The sequence below is a fragment of the Nostoc sp. CALU 546 genome, assembly GCF_048836525.1.
The window spans coordinates 1-20,104 of the sequence record NZ_JAWJTF010000010.1 but is presented as its reverse complement, the minus strand read 5'-3'; the positions used below and the strand labels follow the sequence as shown (position 1 = coordinate 20,104).

At 41.1% G+C, this 20,104-nt stretch carries 17 protein-coding genes; 10 read left to right on the top strand and 7 right to left on the bottom strand.

The window, feature by feature from the left end; all coding sequences use genetic code 11:
- Positions 1 to 18: 18 nt before the first annotated feature.
- Positions 19 to 771, bottom strand: coding sequence for a winged helix-turn-helix domain-containing protein (locus RRG12_RS07330; protein WP_069070698.1), 753 nt, complete (start codon positions 769 to 771; stop codon positions 19 to 21).
- Between the two features lie 538 nt (positions 772 to 1,309).
- Between RRG12_RS07330 and RRG12_RS07325 the strand changes: the two genes are divergently transcribed.
- From RRG12_RS07325 to RRG12_RS07300, 6 genes are all read left to right on the top strand, one after another.
- Entirely contained in the window at positions 1,310 to 2,293 is a 984-nt protein-coding gene (locus RRG12_RS07325) for a hypothetical protein (protein WP_420758847.1), read from the top strand.
- Positions 2,294 to 2,346: 53 nt separating this feature from the next.
- Positions 2,347 to 3,426: a hypothetical protein gene (locus RRG12_RS07320; RefSeq protein ID WP_420758846.1), complete on the top strand. Its 1,080-nt coding sequence runs from the start codon at positions 2,347 to 2,349 to the stop codon at positions 3,424 to 3,426.
- A gap of 690 nt (positions 3,427 to 4,116) precedes the next feature.
- Positions 4,117 to 4,749, top strand: a complete 633-nt coding sequence (locus RRG12_RS07315) for a bifunctional 4-hydroxy-2-oxoglutarate aldolase/2-dehydro-3-deoxy-phosphogluconate aldolase (RefSeq protein ID WP_420758845.1) — start codon at positions 4,117 to 4,119, stop codon at positions 4,747 to 4,749.
- Between the two features lie 113 nt (positions 4,750 to 4,862).
- Entirely contained in the window at positions 4,863 to 5,378 is a 516-nt protein-coding gene (locus RRG12_RS07310; RefSeq protein ID WP_069070694.1) for a L,D-transpeptidase, read from the top strand.
- Positions 5,379 to 5,884: 506 nt separating this feature from the next.
- Entirely contained in the window at positions 5,885 to 6,424 is a 540-nt protein-coding gene (locus tag RRG12_RS07305) for a L,D-transpeptidase (protein WP_069070693.1), read from the top strand.
- Between the two features lie 170 nt (positions 6,425 to 6,594).
- Positions 6,595 to 7,179 carry a Uma2 family endonuclease gene (locus RRG12_RS07300; protein WP_420758844.1) on the top strand — a complete coding sequence of 195 codons (585 nt, stop codon included), beginning with the start codon at positions 6,595 to 6,597 and terminating at the stop codon, positions 7,177 to 7,179.
- A gap of 320 nt (positions 7,180 to 7,499) precedes the next feature.
- On the opposite strand, the gene RRG12_RS07295 is transcribed toward RRG12_RS07300, so the two are convergent.
- Entirely contained in the window at positions 7,500 to 9,098 is a 1,599-nt protein-coding gene (locus RRG12_RS07295) for an Hsp70 family protein (protein WP_420758843.1), read from the bottom strand.
- A gap of 598 nt (positions 9,099 to 9,696) precedes the next feature.
- Here RRG12_RS07295 and RRG12_RS07290 point away from each other — a divergent pair.
- Entirely contained in the window at positions 9,697 to 10,929 is a 1,233-nt protein-coding gene (locus tag RRG12_RS07290) for a CHAP domain-containing protein (protein WP_420758842.1), read from the top strand.
- A 282-nt stretch (positions 10,930 to 11,211) separates the two neighbouring features.
- Positions 11,212 to 11,406, top strand: a complete 195-nt coding sequence (locus RRG12_RS07285; protein ID WP_420758841.1) for a hypothetical protein — start codon at positions 11,212 to 11,214, stop codon at positions 11,404 to 11,406.
- 116 nt (positions 11,407 to 11,522) lie between these two features.
- Here the strand turns inward: RRG12_RS07285 and RRG12_RS07280 are convergent, their stop codons facing one another.
- The 3 genes from RRG12_RS07280 to fni all read right to left on the bottom strand — a co-directional run bounded on the left by RRG12_RS07280 (position 11,523) and on the right by fni (position 14,955).
- Entirely contained in the window at positions 11,523 to 11,762 is a 240-nt protein-coding gene (locus RRG12_RS07280) for a hypothetical protein (RefSeq protein ID WP_420758840.1), read from the bottom strand.
- Between the two features lie 217 nt (positions 11,763 to 11,979).
- Entirely contained in the window at positions 11,980 to 13,815 is a 1,836-nt protein-coding gene (gene sppA / locus RRG12_RS07275) for a signal peptide peptidase SppA (protein ID WP_420758839.1), read from the bottom strand.
- Positions 13,816 to 13,905: 90 nt separating this feature from the next.
- Positions 13,906 to 14,955 (bottom strand): type 2 isopentenyl-diphosphate Delta-isomerase, encoded by a 1,050-nt coding sequence (gene fni, locus RRG12_RS07270; protein ID WP_420758838.1) that lies wholly within the window; start codon positions 14,953 to 14,955, stop codon positions 13,906 to 13,908.
- Between the two features lie 153 nt (positions 14,956 to 15,108).
- Between fni and RRG12_RS07265 the strand changes: the two genes are divergently transcribed.
- Entirely contained in the window at positions 15,109 to 15,696 is a 588-nt protein-coding gene (locus RRG12_RS07265; RefSeq protein ID WP_420758837.1) for a Uma2 family endonuclease, read from the top strand.
- A gap of 53 nt (positions 15,697 to 15,749) precedes the next feature.
- On the opposite strand, the gene RRG12_RS07260 is transcribed toward RRG12_RS07265, so the two are convergent.
- Positions 15,750 to 16,142 carry a hypothetical protein gene (locus RRG12_RS07260; RefSeq protein WP_420758836.1) on the bottom strand — a complete coding sequence of 131 codons (393 nt, stop codon included), beginning with the start codon at positions 16,140 to 16,142 and terminating at the stop codon, positions 15,750 to 15,752.
- 673 nt (positions 16,143 to 16,815) lie between these two features.
- Positions 16,816 to 17,070 (bottom strand): hypothetical protein, encoded by a 255-nt coding sequence (locus RRG12_RS07255; RefSeq protein ID WP_141699840.1) that lies wholly within the window; start codon positions 17,068 to 17,070, stop codon positions 16,816 to 16,818.
- Between the two features lie 160 nt (positions 17,071 to 17,230).
- Between RRG12_RS07255 and RRG12_RS07250 the strand changes: the two genes are divergently transcribed.
- On the top strand, positions 17,231 to 20,104 hold a 2,874-nt coding region (locus RRG12_RS07250; protein ID WP_420758835.1), incomplete at its 3' end, for a HEAT repeat domain-containing protein.

Sequence of the window (20,104 nt, the reverse complement as noted above, 5' to 3'; positions counted from 1 at the left end):
AACAACTATCCAAACTAATTATCCAAACCTATAGCCAAAACCTCTTACAGTCACAATATATTCGGGATGACTGGGATCTTGCTCTAATTTTTCGCGCAACCAGCGAATATGAACGTCTACAGTTTTACTATCGCCGACGAAATCTGGGCCCCAAACCTGATCGAGCAATTGTTCCCGTGACCATACCCGTCGGGCGTAACTCATAAACAGTTCTAGCAGGCGGAACTCTTTGGGGGAAAGACTTACCTCTTGACCACGAACCAGCACCCGGCATTCTTGGGGATTCAAAGTGACATCCTTGAATTTTAATACTGGTAGTTGTGGTAAATTACTTAAACGTTGGCGGCGGAGTAAAGCCCGACAACGAGCCACTAACTCGCGCATACTAAATGGTTTAGTCAGGTAGTCGTCTGCTCCCACCTCTAATCCCAGAACTCGGTCAGTTTCACTACCCTTAGCACTGAGCATTAAAATAGGTACTGGGTTGCCTTGATGACGCAGCAAACGGCAAATATCTAGCCCATTGATTTGCGGCAGCATCAAATCAAGAATGACCAGATCAAAGGGAGGTTCCCCAGAATTGGTTTCAAAACTTTTGAGATACTCTATAGCTGACCGCCCATCGGGAGCAGTTATCACCCCATAACCTTCTTCTTCCAGAGCTACAGCTAGCATTTCCTGGATTAATTCTTCATCTTCTACTACTAGAATACGGCTGGTTTGCCCAATGTCCGTTCTAGCAGAATATTTGGTCGATTCAGTGGTATACATTGATATCACAAAAGTCTGGGACTGTGCTTGTATCAATTAGGATGATGAGTCTATTATCTCGCCTAACTGTAACCGCGCTTCTACTAGGGTTAATTCTTTTAGATTTTCTTTACAAAGAGTAACATACACCACAACGGACTCATAAAGTATCAAACAGTGTGGCTGCAAGCTTGTAATAGTTTTTTAATTAGGGACTTTGCATTTTCAAATTCCTAAATAGCCTCGATTCTGTCCTAAAAATAGGGAAAGCATTTTCTGACGGAATTGCACGAATGGTTGTCTTGACAAGAGCAGATTAAGTTAGGTATATTTATTTTAGTACAAAAGTACTATAAATTGAAGGAAAAATATACCTAAAAAACATAAGGACATATATGTGGAAAATTCGTATACCACCTAAGTGTCCTCTGTTGATCATTTCAGTATTTCCACCGCGTTAAAAATGTTGATTTAAAAGCTACCCTGATGTCTGCATAGGGTAGTCCTTGGTATGGCTTGCTACCCAATAAATCATTTGCCTATTGAAGGGAGTTGGAAGATGACTACAGTTGGAGTCAAGGACAGCAAACAACAACTAATGCAAGCATTTCAACAAATTATTATCCAAAGAAAAAAGCTGGAATCTAAAATAGCAACCAAACAAGAGGAAGCAGAAAAGGCAAAAAGTCAAGAAATACTGCAAGCGGCTTCTGCATATACCGTTGATAGTATTGTCAAAGGTTTGGCTGATTTACAATTGGAATTTGGCAGTATTCTCAATGCATTATCTGAAAAACTAGCTCAGGAAAATTCCAAGTTAGATGAATTGAACCGAGCTATAGAAATTGAAACTCAACGCCTACAAGAGCTTCAACAAATCAGAGTTGTAGCAGATACTCTAGACGTTTTAAGCCAAGAACACCAAGAAAAATTAAAAATCCTTGAACAAGATACTATCAGCAAAAGAGAAGCACTAGAAAAAGAAATTACAATCAGGCGGAAAGAATGGCAAAAAGAGCAGTCAGAGTATGAGGAAAAGCTCCAAGAATATAACAATTTATTAGCCAAAGATCGTCAGCAAGAACAAGAAGAATCTCAGTATAAGTTAGAAACTACTCGTAAACTAAATACAGACAGCTACGAAGCAATAAAGCGCCAACAACAAAGAGAAATACAAGAAAATTCTCAAAAGAAAGATAAAGATTGGGCAGAACGAGAAAAGATATTTGCTGAACGGCAACCACTCTTTGCAGACTATGAACAAAAGGTAAGTACATTTCCTAATGAACTAGAAGAAGCCGTTAAGAAAGCTAGAGAAGAAGCAATTAAAGAAACAAGCCAAAAAGCTAAAATTGAGGCTGATTTATTTGAGAAGGAATGGGAATCTAACAAACAGAGTTATGAACAGAAAATTCAATCTCTGGAAGAAACAATTAAGAAACAGTCTGAGCAAATAGAAGGCATTTCTGCTCAATTGCAAACTGCACTAAAACAAGCACAAGACTTAGCTATGAGGGCTTTTGGTAGTTCTAATCTTAAATAGTTTTGAGTCTGTAGCATCTTAACCATTTTTAATTCCTGAAGAGGAGGTTTGTTGTGGTGGTAAAAAAACCGACTGATAAGAATACTAAAGTAGAAATTCTTCAGGCGTATGAGGAGTTAGCTAAAGAGAAAGCAGCGCTGAAATCAGAACTCGATCAAGTTGCCAAAGAAAACCAATCTGGAACTAAAGAACAGCCTAAATTAGAGCAAAAAACACCTATGAATCAGCTTTCTAGTGTCCAACAAAAGATGAACAATACAATTGAAAGCTTGGCGAAGATTCAATTAGGTTTTGGCAGTGCTGCTAATGAATTATCAGAACAGCTAACCACAAAAGCCTCTAAATTGGAAGAAATCAGACGAACTTTAGAAGAAGAAATCCAACAACTAACACAGTTGCACAATTTAGAAGTTTCTGATGATATCTTGGATACTCTCATCCAAGCCTATGAAGATAATACTAAAGCTTATCAGGAAGAATATAGCCAGCGTTCTGAAGTATTATTTCAAGAAATATTAGAGCAAAGGAATACTTGGGGAAAAGAACAAGAGGAACAGCAACGGGCGATAAAAGAACGGAATGAAAACTTGCATAAAACTCGACAACGTGATGCGTCAGAGTATAAGTATAATTTAGAACTCCAGCGGCAACGAGAAAGTGACGAATACGAACAAGGGCAGAAAGCACTATATAAGCAACTGGAAGAATTATTACAAGAAACGGAAAAACAGTGGGCTGAAAGGGAGAAAGCAATTTCTGAGAGAGAAAAACAATTTGAAGAGTTAAAAGCCAAGGTAGAGGCTTTTCCGAAAGATAAAGAAGCAGCTATAAAAAAAGCTACAGAAGAAGGCAAAGGCATCGCCCACTACCAAGCTAAAGTAAAATCTGATTTATGTTCTAAAGAAGTGGAAGGGCAAAAGCGTTTTTATGAACAAAGACTACAATCTCTAGAACAAACTATTACTAATCAAGAGACGCGGATTCAAAATCTTTCTAAACAACTTGAATCGGCTCTCAAACAAGTTCAGGATTTGGCAGTTAAAGCTATTGAAGGTACTTCAAATGTTAATTCATATCAGGCAATCAAAGAAATAGCTTTGGAACAGGCAAAGACTCAAGCAAAAAATAAATAAGCTGATTTATTTTTGATGTTTCTTGTAGAGACTTAATTTAAGTCTCTACAAGAAACTATAAAGCTTTCTATTCGGTTTTCTTTGGTTTTTTGATGTCTGGGGGAGGTTGTAATTTCTTCTTCTTTGTTGCGCTAGCTTGTGTTTGCTTGAATGCTTTATTGGAATTTTGTTCTTGACTAGACATAATACTAAATTTTAAAATTTACTACAGTATTATCTACACCACGGGTATTGTTGATTACAGAAATATATCACATAAAATTTATGTTTAACTAAAAAAGTGGTTCTATCCCTCCCACTCTTCAAAGGGATGGAATTCCCGCCGATTTTCGTTTAATACAAACACCTAAAATTTTTGCAGTGTAAAGTTTTTTAACATTGCAAGTTATATGCGATCGCTAAATCGCAGTTCTAGCGAGCAAACAAAACTTATTGACAATAATGGCAATAAGCTCAGTATATTTGGGTTTAAACGCTTTGATCGCCCCCCATAAATGATAAAAAGCATGAAGTGCTTATCAAAACTGAGTTTTGGCTGTTTTATCAAAATTCAGGGGTTGACTCGATAGCTGAGAAAGTTTTAAGGGGGTTGGGGATTGGGTACTAGGATTGAAAATTAGGTATTTACTAGAGTGAAAATTATTCTCTAGTTCCCAGTTCCTAGTCCCTAGTTCATAGTCTCCAGTAAAAATGCCTAATCAAGTTTGGTTATCACAATTGCAAAAACACCGAGCGATCGCAGTCATCCGCGCCCCTAAAATCGAATTGGGACGGCAAATGGCAATGGCTGTAGCATCTGGGGGAATGCAGCTAATTGAGATTACCTGGAATAGCGATCGCGCTGGGGAATTGATCAGTCAATTACGTTCGGAATTACCAGCCTGTATCATTGGCACTGGTACGCTATTCAATGTGCAGCAGCTACAAGAAGCGATCGCATCTGGGGCGCAATTCCTCTTCACACCCCACGTTGATCCAGCAATGATTCAAGCAGCAGTAGAAAAAAATGTGCCTATTATACCAGGAGCTATGACTCCTACAGAGATTGTTACCGCCTGGAGTCAGGGTGCTAGTTGTGTAAAAGTGTTTCCCGTGCAAGCATTAGGAGGGGCTGAGTATATCAAAAGTTTGCAAGGGCCGCTGAGTCAGATTCCCTTAATTCCTACTGGCGGCGTCACACTCGAAAATGCTAAAGAATTTTTACAAGCCGGAGCGATCGCTGTAGGTTTGAGCGGTGAATTATTTCCTCAAAAGCTTGTCACAGAGAGAAATTGGGAAGCGATCGCATCTGGAGCAAAAAAACTAATGCGACAGTTAAGTTAACTTAGAATCAAATCATCAAAACTTAACGTCTATTAAAGTAATAGATAGGGAAATAAAAGTGAAAGCTGATAAGTTTCTCAAGACTTCATGATTTGAGTGTGAGTGTATCTAAAATGAAAAAACTGATTTATTCTGACTGGGTGCGTCGCTTACAAATACTCCTCACTGGTACAGCATTGTCCTTAAGTGTTTTTACTACTACTGGAACTAGTGAAGTTTGGGCGAATTCCAAAAATCAAGTGATTGCACAAAAAATCCAGACATTGCAACAATCGGATCGGCGCTGGATTCAAATTAATCTTTCAAAGCAACGATTAATAGCTTGGCAAGGTGACAAAGTTGTTTATGGAAGTGCTATTTCCTCTGGTAAAAAATCCACTCCTACTCTTGTTGGTACTTTTAATATTCAATCCAAGTTCAAAACTACGCGGATGCGGGGAAGGGGTTACGATGTTGCCAACGTTCCTCATGCGATGTTTTATCAAGGTAATTACGGTATTCACGGAGCTTATTGGCATAAGAGATTTGGAACTCCAGTAAGCCACGGGTGTGTAAATCTTGCACCTAAACATGCTAAATGGCTATTTGAGTGGGCATCAGTAGGGACACCAGTAGTTATCCATAAATAGTAAGTGAAGCAGCCAGAAGGCAATTTAAGCAAAACTAGAAATAACAACAAATCAAGATAATTTAAGTGATTCCCAGCAAGATTTTATGCTGGGAATCTTCGGAGTCGGAATTACTGAAGTTGAAATAAAATATAGAAGAGGGTATTCAAGAATTTACCCAAAAGATAAGCGTAAATCCTGACAATTCTTGTGTGAAATTACAAATGCAAATATGAATTTGGGGAAAGTTTGCATTTAGGTATTGGTCATTGGTCATTGGTTATTAGTCATTGGTCATTGGTCATTAGTTAGGACTCATCATTTATCAAGGACAAATGACAAAGGACAAGTGACAAATGACTAATGACCAAATTGGACGCAGATTAGCTTAGGAATTGTCTTAAGAAGCATTAGCGGATGAATTGCGTAAATCCTCCACAGAAAGGAGTAATAACTCTGGAAATTTGTAGTTTTCCAGACAATTACTTCACTTCATAATTTTTGCGTAGTTTAGAAGGTGAGGCATAATGCAATCTTGGATTCGCAGTGGTAAGATTCGTTCCTCAGGGAATTTTTGTACAGGCGTGGCGCTGATGGTGGCAACTCTATTTTCTTGGTCATCACCTTTAGCAGGTACACCCAACTTGACTACAGCAACAGCTGCGCCAGTGAATGAAAACAGCATCACTGCATCTAATATCAGGCAAACATCCCAACCTCGCTGGATTGAAATTGACTTGTCAGAGCAACGCTTACGTGCATGGGAAGGTAATAAACTTGTTTATTCATACCGCATTTCTGGAGGTAAGCGATCGACTCCCACACCCATAGGTAAATTTCGGATTAATTCTAAGTATCGCACTCACCGAATGCGAGGCAGGGGCTATAATATTCCTGACGTTCCTTACACAATGTATTTCTACAGAGGCTACGCCATCCACGGCGCTTACTGGCATAATCGTTTTGGGACTCCAGTTAGCCACGGTTGTGTAAATTTACCTGTTCAGCAAGCTCGCAATCTTTACAACTGGGCTAGGAATGGAACTTTAGTAGTGGTGCGGAAATAATTCGTAATTCGTAATTCGTAATTAAGAGTTTTAATAACGAATTATCGTGAAGATGAATTAATCATTGTGGCAATTCTTACCTGTCCATATATCCAGGTAAGAATTGCCAAGTGTGACGCACTCTACATCACTGCTAGACTAAAAACACATCTTCGAGGGATTTAGGAGCTATGAGCTACTCAACTACTCAACTACTTACCCTGGAGGAGTTTCTGAAGCTCCCAGAATCAAAACCTGCGAGTGAATATATTAATGGTGAGATTATCCAAAAGCCAACGCCGAAAGGGAGACACAGCCGCTTACAAGGTAAACTATGTGCTGTTGTTAATGAAGTCGTGGAGAATCGGAAGATTGCCTATGCGTTTCCTGAATTACGGTGTACTTTTGGCGTAGGCGTAGCCCGCCGTAGGTATCGCTCAATTGTACCTGATGTAGCTGTCTTTCAGTGGGAACGCATACGTTTCACCGTTGATGATGAAGTACCTGATAATTTTGAACTTCCGCCAGACTGGACGATTGAGATTCTATCGCCAGAACAAAAACCTAACAAAGTAATTGGGAACATTCTCTACTGTCTAAAGTATGGCACCCGCCTTGGATGGTTTCTTGACCCTGATGATTTCAGTATCTTGGTATTTCTACCACGGCAGCAGCCAGTGCTACTTCAAGGAGAAGACTTTTTGCCTGTATTACCAGAAATTGAACTTGCACTAACCGTCAATCAAGTTTTTGGATGGTTAAAGATGGGTGGCTAGAAATAACTCGACTGGAATTAGAAGGAGTTACGGCATAACATACCTACAAAAATTTGATTTTTACTTTATCGAGGATGTTGGAGACAGATAGCGCAGCGTTAGCGAGTCCGCGAGCGTCGGGCAGTCAAGAGTAGAGGAAAACTGCCCGACGCTCCTCTCCTGAGCTACCGCTGCGCTATCTGTAACAGCCCGCAACCTAATGGAGCAAGGGTTTAAGACAAGAACTCCAAAAATTCTAGTTTTGTGGCTCTTTTTCAGGAGGGGTTTGAATCCTATAAGTGAAAAAACCTCCTGCCTCCTGCCTCCTTCAAAAATAACCTTTAGCTCAACTGTGCCACAAGTTGATTCTCCAAAAGTGTGTCATTTGTTAACAAGTCTTCAACGGTGATTCGCAAAAAGCGTTGTTCATCAACTTGAAAGAGGATTTTGATGCGATCGCTTCCAGGATATCCGGCTGGTGTTAGTTGGGCAATTGTCCTCGCGCCTTCTTGATCGTTGAGGGGTTTGACACTGGTTTCATTACCATCTAGACGACGAGTAATTAAGCGATCGCCATCAAAATAAACTTCGGTGTTACCTGTATCTGCTCCCAATTCTCCCATAATTAACTCAATGCTGGGTTGATTTTCTACAGAAGCGCCTAAGACTAATTCCACTGGCTGACTCATTGGGTATGCCTGTCCAGCTTTAATTAAAGAATGCCATTTGTGACGCTGGTTGCGGCGATCCCAGTAGCGGATACCATAACTATGGTAGAGAAAGTCTTTGATTTGTATCCCTTGGGCTAACTGTAATGCACCTTGAGCGATCGCTTCAAAGGGACGTTCGCAACGGATTTTTTCTGGCTCAAAATACTGTTTAATCCATGTCTGCACTGCCGGCAATTGCACAGTTCCACCAACTAACAAAACTGCATTAATATCTGGAAGTTCTATCCCTTGGCGTTTTGCTTGTTGCAACAGTGTCGTCATCGACTCATCTAGTAACTCAAAAAATGCGTGTTCTTTGAGAATATCTTCAAAAGTATCGCGGTTTAATTCTAGTTCATAGCTTTCAAATGTCTCATCATCAAAATAAACTTCACTCGCTTGATTTTGAGTTGATAGCTGAATTTTTACCCGTTCTGCCAATCGTGTTGTCAAGGGACTTACCGCCAACTCTTGAGTTTTGGCAAAGTAATCTACTAACCAATTATCAATATCAGTACCGCCCAGATTTTGCCCAGCTTTCGCCAGGACACGGGCGGTTTTAACTTTTTGTTTTGAATCTTCAGCCAGGGACTTATTACCCCACTTGAGGATAAATCCCAACGGCTTGGTGGTTGCTTGCACGCCTTGATCTAACCGCACAAGGGACAAATCCAAAGTACCGCCACCAAAGTCAATTACCAAGAGAATTTCTTGATCTGCCAAGCCATAACCCAAGGCGGCGGCTGTGGGTTCATCTAGCATTCGCACCTGTTCGACGGGAAGGGATTGACAAACGTTTCCCAACCAATAGCGATAGGCTTCAAAACTGTCTACGGGTACGGTTAACACCAGAGAATCTAAGCCACCTTGCAGGGGTGCTAGTTCCTCAATTACTTTGGTGAGAAACCATTGCCCGACTTGTTCAAAAGTGACAATTTGCCCATCTAGTTCGGGTAAGAAACCTTGAATATTTGCACCAATACCGCGTTTGAAGCTGCGGAAAAATCGCGTTTCGCCTTTGAGATCAAGACCGCGATCGCGTACTTGTTGCCCAACTAAGACTTTATTTTGGGTTGCGTCTTCAACATAAACCAAGCTGGGAATCAGTGGCGGATTGAGACTTTGTTTAATTGATAAGCCTGGTAGAGTCAGGGTTTCTGGCTGCTGGGTGACAGGGTTCCAACGAGCAATGACTGTGTTGCTAGTACCAAAATCGATTGCGATCGCCATATTTTATATTTATTCTCTCGCATGAAGATGCCAAAGCTGCTTTATCTGTGATTATTCTCTATAAGCTACCAAGAAAGCAAATGCGCCCATAGGCATACTTCTTTGCATCCCAACCCAGATATCGATTCAGTCTGTTGCAGCTAAGTGTTAGCACAGTTAGAACCAAATACAACGATGTAGAAGCAGTTATTACCTTTGATTTAGCCCTACCTATAGATCCAAAAAATCCAGGAATTCAAGTCATTCTAGATAACGAAGGAAAAATAAAAGAAATCAAACCTTCAATATTCTCATAAGGGGTATATGTAGTATGGCTGTTGCCCGTTATGCAACAGCGACTTCTCTAATATCTCAATTGGTTGCTTAAATAAAGCGGTATAAAACATATTTTAACGAGCAGATACAGTGTTTTTACATAGGTATTAAAATATTATATTTTCTTCGTAAAAAAATTATTAGCCAATTGTCTTTTCCAAAATGTCGCGGATATAACTGAGATGTATTTGAATTTTGCTGTAATTCTCGATAAATCAAAATGAATCTTGAAAAAGTTGCATCTTCCACTCCGGAAATAGGGGTACATAATTATTCAAATGTAATGATTCCATCTGAGGATGCGGGATTATCTCTGATGTCCTTAGTGTCTAGTTCAAAAGCAGGAACTGGATCAGCTTTACCAGGATATTTGTTAGAGGCTGTAGACTTAGCTCATGAACAGTTCAGCCAATTTATTGCTAGTCCTGACCTTGATTACAACATGAATCTGGTTTTTGATAATAACTGGGATCGACAAGCATTTCAAAAGGTAGTTCAAGATGTCAAGCAAAGCGGTTTCAGGAATCTTGTTGAAATTGATGTGCTGACAGGAATACAGTTGAATGGTGCAAATGCTAGTTTTGCTCAAGAAACAAATACTATTTATTTTTCTGAAGACTTCTTATTAAATAACGCCAGTAATACTGAAGCAATTACTGCTGTTTTTCATGAAGAGTTCGGTCATTGGCTCGACTCCAAAATTAATACTTTTGATGCATTAGGGGATGAGGGTGAACTGTTCCAAAAGATAGTGCATAATGAGTCTTTGAATGCGGATAATCTGTTTCTGTTGAAGACTGAGAATGATCATTCAACTATTGTTATAGATGGCAAGAGTTTATCAATTGAAATGTCTAACTCCGATTTTGATGGAGATGGTAAGTCAGATATTCTTTGGCGCAATAGCAATGGGCAGATAGGAACTTGGTTGATCAATGGTTCTTCTGTTAAGGCTGGTGCAAATATTGGGAACCCAGTGGGTCAGGAGTGGCAGATCCAAGGAACGAACGGTGTAGATAATACTACTGCTTTACTGACGCAGCCAGTAGGATTGGACTACTTTAAAACTCGCCCTGAGTTCTACACAACAGGTAATATATTTTGGAAGAACAATTACGCACCTATAGGGCTGCAAAATCCTGATAACACAGGGACAGAAGGAAATTGTACTTGGTACGCTCATGGTCGTTTAAAAGAACTGGGTGGTAATGCTGCTGCGCTTAATTCAATGTCTGGTAATGCTAATCAGTGGCATAATCAGCTTTCCAATGGAGCGACCATTGTAGATAGTAATGATGTGCAATTTGGTGATATTGCACAATGGACAAGGAATGGTATGAATCATGTGGCTGTGGTTGAGCGTGTTTATATTGATAGCTCTGGTGTTAAAAAAGTTGTAGTTTCAGAGTCTCACTATAGAACAAATTATGATGGCGGAGGAGAAGGTACACTACATCGAATTTTTGAGTATCGTGCGGATAACCCTGACAGATATATTAGAGTACCTAGAGCTTAATGCTTAAAGATTAGGGCTGAGATAGAGAGCGATCACTTTTCTATTCTCATAGGTTTATACCAATTCTATAGGGCTTGAGTAGCAGGTGAACCGAAAACCGGGATAAGCTTGAAAGTCTTATTAGATAAGGATTATATCCAGAACTAAGGCCATTGACGCTCTGCTTATTATTGAGTCACTACTCAACGCGCTGTGACTGCGTTGCAAAATGTCAATAAAACAACGTAAGTGACCAAAAAGCTGATTATTTCGTTCACCAATCCAGGCGATTAACCCAGACTTATGAATAAGACACATAGCAAATCTACTTACATAGATTATATTGTTAAACTTCCTAAGCGATCGCTGGAGGAGTTTTGCCGCTGGGTGTACCGCTTCATGGACAATGCTCAGTTTATCTCTCCTCAATATCTAGCTGAACAACACCAGAAATTTGCTCGTGCATTAATAGATCGGTATTCTTCCAAAGCCACATAAATCAGGATTATTGGCCCACATGACTTTATACTCGGCGAAAGTAAAAGTGGAGGCACTGGCTAATTAGTACAGAAACCCAATCTAACCCGAAATTTCGGGTTAGTGGTAGTTCATGCTCAATCTTTATGCCGTAACTGCCATACTGCACCGAAAGCGGCCCCAGCCCCAGCTACCAATCCGGTACTCATTCCTTGGATAGTTTTTTGAGTTGGATCTTGGGTTAGGCATTCACTGGTAACTTTACTGTCTCCCAAGCAGAGATTACTTTCTGCCCAACCAGCAGTACCTCCTAAAATTACACCAGTCATACTACAGGAAATAATTAGCAGCAAAAGACGTTGTGTTTTTCTAGCCATAGATAGATGTGTCAGAAGGAAGATAGTAGTTTCTCTCAACTACTTTACACATCCATGCAGCAAATGTCAGCTGGTTTATGGCTGGCGAGTCCAAGCTATTCGCCTTGCGATAGTGGGTAAGCCAGTTAGTAGTAAGCACTTGAGTCCTTAATTTTCTAAGCACTAAAGTGCTTACTACAAACCCTGAGTTCTTGCCTCATGATGCTCAAAAAAGCATCTACTCAATCTTCAAGTTGAAAGGTAAGCGGGCGTAAATTCCCTGTGGATCGTTCATCCTTTGCAGAATCTCTACTTCTTGTTGCAATTTCTGGAATTCAGTGGTGAGAGGATTGGCTGATTTGGGTTGCGCCGCCTCAATTCCTAAAGCAGTCTGCGCTTCTTCTGTTACACGCCCGAAAAAGCGTTCTCCGAAGCTGCTAGTGCGGGGATATTCTTGCACTTCCCAGTCTTCTCCTAGTTTCGCCTGCTTGGCAGCATAAGCGATCGCAGTATTCAAACCACCAATTTCATCCACCAAACCAATTTCTTTGGCCGCCACACCTGACCAAACCCTTCCTTGGGCAATTTCTGCCACTTTTTGTTCTGGGAGTTTGCGACCTTGAGAAACTTTATTCAGAAACATATTATAAATGCGGTTAACACTGCGCTGATAAAGTGCCAACTCTTGAGGCGATTTCGGACGCGAAACTGTTTGACTATCAGCATAGCGTGCGGTTTTCACCGAATCCCAGGTAATGCCATTATCATTAGCCAGTTTTTGCCCATTAAATAGCACTCCAAACACACCTATTGAGCCTGTGATGGTATTTGGTTCGGCAAAAATGCGATTTGAGTCGCTAGCAATCCAATAACCACCAGAGGCGGCAATATCACCCATTGAGACTACAACTGGTTTTGCCTCACGAGTTAATTTCACTTCTCGCTGCATGACTTCAGATGCGGTAGCGCTACCACCAGGACTATTAATTCGTAATACAACCGCCTTCACATCCTGATCTTGTCGCAGTCTGTTGAAGATTTTGGCAAAGCGATCGCCTCCTACTTGCCCAGTTTCTCCTTTACCATCGACAATCTCGCCTTCAGCATAAACAATAGCAATTTGATTTTTTGAGCTACGTTCTACACCCAAAGATTTTCCGGAAACTTGGGCGTAGCTATTCAGGCTAATTTGACGAAATGTTTTGTCTTCTTTATCGCTATCTGTCAACTTTTTGAGGTCAGTTACCACTTCATCGGGGTATTGTACTTGATCAATTAAACGGCTGGTTTTGGCTTGTGTGGCTTCTAGTAGCGCCTGATTATCTGCGATCGCTTGCAACTGTTGAGGTTCAATTTTCCGACTTGCGCCTACAGCAGTGCGCCACTCTCCCCAAACATCATCTAACAATTTCTGAGTTTGTTCGCGGTTTTCTGGACTTAACTTTGTCAAGAGAAACGGTTCAACTGCTCCCTTAAATTTCCCCACTCGCACGACTTGAATACCAATGCCATATTTCTGCAATGCTCCCGCTAAGAATACTGGTTGTGAACTCAAACCGTTGACTTCCATCATTCCTAGAGGATTAAGTACAATGGAATCTGCCACTGAACTAACGTAATATCCTTTTTCACTCCAATCACTGCCATAGGCGACAATTTTTTTTCCAGCAGCGCGAAACTCTTCCAGTGCTTTCCGAATTTCTTTCAGGGAAGCGTAGCCGACATCACTAGCTTGGCTTGCGCTTGTCGCATCCAGGTAGATCCCGATAATTCGCGGATCGCGTCGAGCCTTTTCCAAAGTTTCCACAACTTTGCGGAGTGTTATTCTTTCTTCATCCACACCTGATATTGTGTTTTGAAACAGTTGGTCTGAACTAGGTTCGCCATCAGTAATTTTCATTGACAAGTCAAAAACCAGCACTGACTTATCTTTCACATTTGGCCCAGTATCTTTAGAGGAGGTAGCAGCCAATATCAGGAGAAACAGTCCAGTAGTTCCCAAACCACTGAAAATAATTAGTCCTAGTAAAGTGCCAACTAAACTAGCAAAAGTTTGTTTAATAAAGTTAGTCATTAGTCATTGGGCATGGGGCATTGGGCATGGGGCATTGGGCATTGGTCATTCACAAAGGACAAATGACTAATGACTAATGACCTACTTAATTTATTCTATGCGCTGTAAACTTCCAGAGTGCTTTAACTGATACAAGGTGGTGTTGCCAGTGCAGAATAAGACTGTGGTGATTTCGGCGATTAATACTTCAGCAAGTTCCGCAACTGCTGTCTCTGATGTTGCTGCTGCTTGCAAAAAAGGCATTGCTAAACCAGCTATATCTGCTCCCAAGGCGATCGCAACTGCAACATCCAATCCATGACGCAAACCTCCTGAAGCAATTAAGGGGACATCTGGTGCGAGCGCTCTAATAGTTGTAATGCACTCTGCTGTCGGTAAACCCCAATCGGCAAATGTCATCCCTAAGCGACGTTGCAAAGGATTTTCTGCCCTTTCACTTTCTACTTTTGCCCAAGAAGTACCTCCCGCACCCGCCACATCAATGGCTGCTACTCCAGCGGCAATTAGTTTCTGTGCAATCGCTGCTGAAATGCCGTTACCTACTTCCTTCGCAATCACTGGCACTGGTAGTTTACTGCATAAATCAGATATTTTGTCAATCAAGCCCCGAAAATTAGTATCACCTTTGGGTTGAATGCACTCTTGTAGAGGGTTGATATGTAAAATCAGGGCATCAGCCTCTAGGATATCAACTACGCGCAAACATTCATCTAAGCCATACTTGTAGTTAAGTTGCACAGCGCCTAAGTTGGCAAATAACAGAACATCGGGCGCATACTTGCGGACAGCAAAAGTATCAGCTACTTGGGGTTTTTCTACCGCTACTCGCTGGGAACCAACACCCATTGCAATTTTGTAGTGTTGCGCGACTTGGGCCAAACGTTGGTTAATCATTGCGGCTTGTTCTGTTCCGCCAGTCATGGAAGAAATTAATAAGGGTGCGCCAAGGTGTTTCCCCAGGAAAGTTGTGCTGACATCAATATCGTTGTGGTTTAGTTCGGGTAAGCAAGAATGGGTGAAACGATAACGTTCCAGTCCATTGGTGATTTGATGAGACTGAACATCTTCCTCTAAGCAGATCCGAATGTGATCCGCTTTGCGATTCTGAGTTTGTGCAGAGATGTTGGTAGGGGCGTTCACTGGTGGGTATGGCTAAAAGTATTGGCTTGCGATCGCTATTGTTACATTGTCTGCAACCGTATTTGTATAACAAAAATATTTATTTTCGCTATCTTTCGGGTACGTTACGCTATTGATAACAGAACCATTTCCCCATTTTATGAGTTAATTAATATGGTTTTACAAACAGAAAAGCGCTACTACACCCCAGAAGAATATTTGGAATTAGAAGAGAAGGCTGAATATAAAAATGAATACAGAGATGGAGAAATTATACCCATGACTGGGGGAACAACTAACCACAACAAAATTGCACTTAATTTTTGTCGCAAGTTTCCTCTGACAGTGCAAGGGCAAGATTATGATATTTACATAGGCGATGTAAAATTATCAATACCTCGTCATCGCATTTATACTTATCCTGATGTTATGGTCATCAAAGGTAAGCCTATCTATGAGGGAACAGGTAAAACAATTATCACTAATCCCTTATTAATTGTTGAAGTATTATCAAATTCAACTAAAAATTATGACAAAACAGATAAGTTTAAATATTATCGTTCAATTTCTGGTTTTCAGGAATATATCATGATTGACCAGTATAGTTTTGCTGTGGAACAATTTACAAAGCAAGCAGAAGGTCAATGGATTTTTAAGGAATATGAAGGTGAAGAGGCAGTTTTAGTCTTAGATTCTATTGAATTTCAAATTACCTTGCGTGATATTTATGAACGGGTTGATTTTGAGTTGATTGAGGAATAAAACTCCGATAACATGGGCATCATTCACCGTGAATGATGCCTATTTTTTGCTCATTACGCCGTCTGTGTAGAAGCCACTTTTGAGTCTGCGGTGGATTTTAACCGGGTAATTGTGGCTTTACGAATGCGATCGCTCTTGCGTACTCCGCCTGTCATTTCATATTCCCGGCTGTCTTTGCCATACTTTAACACTACACCACTGACTAAGCGTTCTGAAGTTTCGCGAATGGTCTTTTCAAGGGTTTCTATTTGTTCCTTTGCTGTGTCAATGGCAGTTAGCATCATATTATACTGGTCAATCTGGTTGCGGAGTTGCCCGGTTAACTCGGTTAAATGGTTTAAGCTGATCGAATCACCAAAGTCGAGGCTGGAATCAATCGATTTAAATCCGATTACTCTCTGTTCGGTTTTTTCTAGCACGGTAGAGCTTCTTTTTTGTCGTGGCATCAATGCAGACTTTTTACTAAACTTTATCTTTCTAGAGTGTCTCAATGGGACAGTATAGTGGTTCAGTAAAACTTGCAAAATAAGGTGTTTTTTGTAATAAGATTGGATTGCTGGTTCAGTAATTACACGACAAAAAACTTGTGTTGTGAACGAATAGGGTTGTGTTCTGAACGAATGGGCTTGTGTTGTGAACGAATAGGGTTGTGTTCTGGACGAATGGGGTGGTGTTGTGAACGAATGGGGTTGTGTTCTGGACAAATGGGGTTGTGTTCTGAACGAATGGGGTTGTGTTCTGAACGAATGGGGTTGTGTTCTGAACGAATGGGGTTGTGTTCTGAACGAATGGGGTTGTGTTCTGAACGAGCAAGAGAGACGCGATAAATCGCCGTCTCTACAAGGCGTTTTTGTCATCTATTATAATTTTTATCAAAAAACCCTATCCGAACCGGATTGCACGCAATCGAGAAACGTAACAAATAGACCATACATCTTGTAGAGACGCGATTCATCGCGTCTTCTTCATCCCACAATTCATCGCGTCTTAAACCAAGGATGTGTTGCAATCATTAATTAAATTGTTATTAGATTTTTTCACGCAATTAAACTGGATTCCTATATAAATCAACCAATATAGCCACAGCCCATCTCTGCAAGCAAAGAGGGGCTTGTGATATTATTGATCCTCAGAACGGCGATGTTTAGGTAACAAGCTCTTTTTCTGTTTTTCTTGCAAACTGCTGGCTTCTTTTAGGACTGGAATACATTGATTAATCATCCAGATTAAAACCTCGATTGGTGAGTCTCCTTGCTGAATGCGGTTTTCGGCATTTACACCAATTAATATTGTTTGCAGAATTAGCAAGAAAGCGTAGGCGTAGCCCGTCGTAGACATCGCTCTTTGGCTTGCACTTTGACCCTTGTTTTTCATTTCGTACCGCCTGAATGAGTTGTTGAATACAGCATCTCTTTGGGGTGGTGAACGCAATCAAGGCGGATAAAATCTCGTTCAAATCAGGAATACATGGGTTTGGGGTGGTAAATTCAATTAGGGGTAGCCCCAAACTTTTTGGGATTTGTCTTTGACTGTCATGCCAAGAAAGACTTACGGTTCTGAGGTAAAAGCACGGGTGAAGCGCCTTTTAGAGGCTTTAGTTGATTTCGCCAATTGGGAATTTGAAAACAGTAAGTTTGATATTAAGTTCAAGTGGGAAGCAGAAGACAGTGCCAACCCGAAGCTGATAATCGAGACAACTCTGGTAGCTTTGGAATATCTCACAGAAAAAGATAAACATCTAGGCAAGTTTACCAAACCGCAAATTCGAGAAGCGCTGGTTCTGCTGAAAGACTTTTTGAAGATTCTGGAAGATAACCGCACCCAAACTAAGGGTGTTGATAGTTGGCACTTCACCCTGAAACTGTGGTCAAAAGATAAGGAAAAGAACCTGAAGCAATTTGACCAAGCATGGGAAGTTAGTAGACCAGAAAAATCTAAAGCTTTACAAGCGAATTCCCAGAAATCAGACGAGTCTTACTGGCAAGACATCTGCGGCGCTATGCTGGAAAAGCACAAGCGTCTTACCACAAATGAGTTGCTGTTTGCTGATGATGAGATGAAATTTGAGCTAGAGGCAATTCATGTCCCTTTAGCATTGGTAGAGCGTAACAAACCGAAGAAGTGCAGCGAGGATATTTCCGCAGAACAAGGTTCGCGGCTTTATGAACCTAGTTATGAAGAGAAGCAGCGATTTGAACATGAGGCTTTTTTAGAGCAAATTATCGGTGATGGTGTTGGTAAAACTCAAGGACACCGCATCGCTTTAATTGGGGAACCGGGTGCGGGAAAAACTACTCAGTTGCAAACTATAGCTTTTTGGATATTAAACAACAATCTGGGTTTACCAATTTGGATTTCTTTGGCAGACTTGCAAGGAAAGAGTGTAGAAAATTATCTACTGCAAGATTGGCTGAAGAATGCTTTAGCAGTGGTGCGTGTAAAAGAAGAACAGGAAAACGCTTTCGCAGATTTATTCAAAAATAATCGTGTGTGGTTGTTGTTGGATGCAGCAGATGAAATGTCTTCACTCCAACCATTAACTGAGATTTCCCAGCAGTTGACGGGATGGGTGAAAAATGCGCGGGTTGTGCTGACTTGTCGGGTGAATGTTTGGGAAGCAAACGCTAACGCTTTAGAAAATTTTGAGAAGTATCAGTTACTCAATTTTGAATATCCGCAACAAGTGCAAGAGTTTGTTGGGCGTTGGTTTCACAACAAAGATGCAGACAAAGGGGAAAAATTATGGCAGGAATTAGATAAACCTGAACGTCAGCGCATCCAAGATTTAGTTAAAAATCCTTTGCGGTTGGCGCTGTTGTGTAGCACTTGGCAAAGTTCCGATAAAGGTTTACCGGAAACTAAAGCTGAACTTTATCAGCATTTTGTGGAAGAGTTTTACAAGTGGGAAAAGCGCTTCCCTACCACCGAACAGCAGCAAGAGGAATTAAACGCAGCCTTGGGACGTTTGGCAAAACGGGCAATTGATGAAGAAACGTCACGGTTTCGGCTACGACATAAATTTGTGCGTGAGGTATTAGGTGATGCAAAACAGCAAAATTCTTTATTTTGGTTAGCGTTAAAGTTGGGATGGCTAAATAAAGTTGGACTGGCTGCGGAATCACCAAAAGAGAAAGTTTACGCTTTCTACCATCCCACATTTGAGGAATATTTTGCAGCGTTGGCAGTTGATGATTGGCACGAGTTTCTGAATCATGTTCCCGACAACCCTGCGCTAGGTGTTTATCGCATTTTTGCCCCGCAGTGGAAAGAGGTGATTTTGCTGTGGTTGGGACGTGAGGATGTGAGGAGGGAGGAGAAGGAAGAGTTTATTCAGGCGTTGGTGGAATTTGATGATGGGTGCGGAGAATACAGAGCTATTGATAGAGTCACAAGGGGATTTTACGAGTTTCGCGCTTATTTTCTCGCTGCTGCGGGAATTGATGAGTGGAAAAATTCTTGCAACGCAGATGCTATTGTGGCGGAAATAGTTCAATGGCGCTTTGGCGAGTTTAAGGTTGAACAAAACAAGTGGGTAAGATTTCTCGAACCAATCGCAGAGGGAGCAATAACAGCACTGTCTCAGACAAATCGCATAAAAGCGATTGATGTTTTGGTGGAGTTAATCGATCAACCACTACTGGATGATCGTACCCAATGGCAAGTGGCATATAGCTTAGGGAAAATTGGCTCTGAGAACCAAAAAGCGATTGATATCTTGGTGAAGTTAATCAGCAAACTACAACTGGATGATTCTAACCGAAGGCAAGCGGCATCTAGCTTAGGGCAAATTGGCTCTGGCAACCAAAAAGCGATCGCTGCCTTAATCGAGTTAATCGGCAAACCACAACTGGATGATTCTACCCAATTGCAAGCGTCAGAAAGCTTAGAGCAAATTGACCCTGGGAACCAAAAAGCGATCGCTGCCTTAATCGAGTTAATCGGCAAACCACAACTGGATGATTATATCCGATGGCAAGTGGCAGAAAGCTTAGGGGAAATTGACCCAGGCAACCAAAAAGCGATTGATGCTTTGGTGGAGTTAATTGGCAAATCACAACTGAATTATTTTAGCCAAATAAAAGTGGCAGAAAGCTTAGAGCAAATTGGCTCTGGCAACCAAAAAGCGATTGATGCTTTGGTAGAGTTAATTGGCAAACCACAACTGGATAATTTTAACCGAATCCTAGCGGGATCTAGCTTAAGAGAAATTGGCTCTGGCAACCAAAAAGCGATTGATGCTTTGGTAGAGTTAATCGGCAAACCACAACTGGATGATTCTATCCGAAGGCTAGCAGCAGAAAGCTTAGGGCAAATTGACTCTGGCAACGAAAAAGCGATTGATGCTTTGGTGGAGTTAATCGACAATCCACAACTGGATAATTCTACCCGAAGGCAAGCGGCAGAACGC

What these genes read in the sequence shown, in the direction of transcription:
- RRG12_RS07280 (WP_420758840.1), bottom strand. Translation starts at nt 11,762, where the DNA reads ATGGCTAGAAAAACACAACGTCTTTTGCTGCTAATTATTTCCTGTAGT.
- RRG12_RS07325 (WP_420758847.1), top strand. Translation starts at nt 1,310, where the DNA reads ATGACTACAGTTGGAGTCAAGGACAGCAAACAACAACTAATGCAAGCA.
- sppA (WP_420758839.1), bottom strand. Translation starts at nt 13,815, where the DNA reads ATGACTAACTTTATTAAACAAACTTTTGCTAGTTTAGTTGGCACTTTA.
- RRG12_RS07295 (WP_420758843.1), bottom strand. Translation starts at nt 9,098, where the DNA reads ATGGCGATCGCAATCGATTTTGGTACTAGCAACACAGTCATTGCTCGT.
- RRG12_RS07290 (WP_420758842.1), top strand. Translation starts at nt 9,697, where the DNA reads ATGATTCCATCTGAGGATGCGGGATTATCTCTGATGTCCTTAGTGTCT.
- RRG12_RS07310 (WP_069070694.1), top strand. Translation starts at nt 4,863, where the DNA reads ATGAAAAAACTGATTTATTCTGACTGGGTGCGTCGCTTACAAATACTC.
- RRG12_RS07300 (WP_420758844.1), top strand. Translation starts at nt 6,595, where the DNA reads ATGAGCTACTCAACTACTCAACTACTTACCCTGGAGGAGTTTCTGAAG.
- RRG12_RS07265 (WP_420758837.1), top strand. Translation starts at nt 15,109, where the DNA reads ATGGTTTTACAAACAGAAAAGCGCTACTACACCCCAGAAGAATATTTG.
- RRG12_RS07330 (WP_069070698.1), bottom strand. Translation starts at nt 771, where the DNA reads ATGTATACCACTGAATCGACCAAATATTCTGCTAGAACGGACATTGGG.
- RRG12_RS07260 (WP_420758836.1), bottom strand. Translation starts at nt 16,142, where the DNA reads ATGCCACGACAAAAAAGAAGCTCTACCGTGCTAGAAAAAACCGAACAG.
- RRG12_RS07255 (WP_141699840.1), bottom strand. Translation starts at nt 17,070, where the DNA reads ATGAAAAACAAGGGTCAAAGTGCAAGCCAAAGAGCGATGTCTACGACG.
- RRG12_RS07315 (WP_420758845.1), top strand. Translation starts at nt 4,117, where the DNA reads ATGCCTAATCAAGTTTGGTTATCACAATTGCAAAAACACCGAGCGATC.
- RRG12_RS07305 (WP_069070693.1), top strand. Translation starts at nt 5,885, where the DNA reads ATGCAATCTTGGATTCGCAGTGGTAAGATTCGTTCCTCAGGGAATTTT.
- RRG12_RS07285 (WP_420758841.1), top strand. Translation starts at nt 11,212, where the DNA reads ATGAATAAGACACATAGCAAATCTACTTACATAGATTATATTGTTAAA.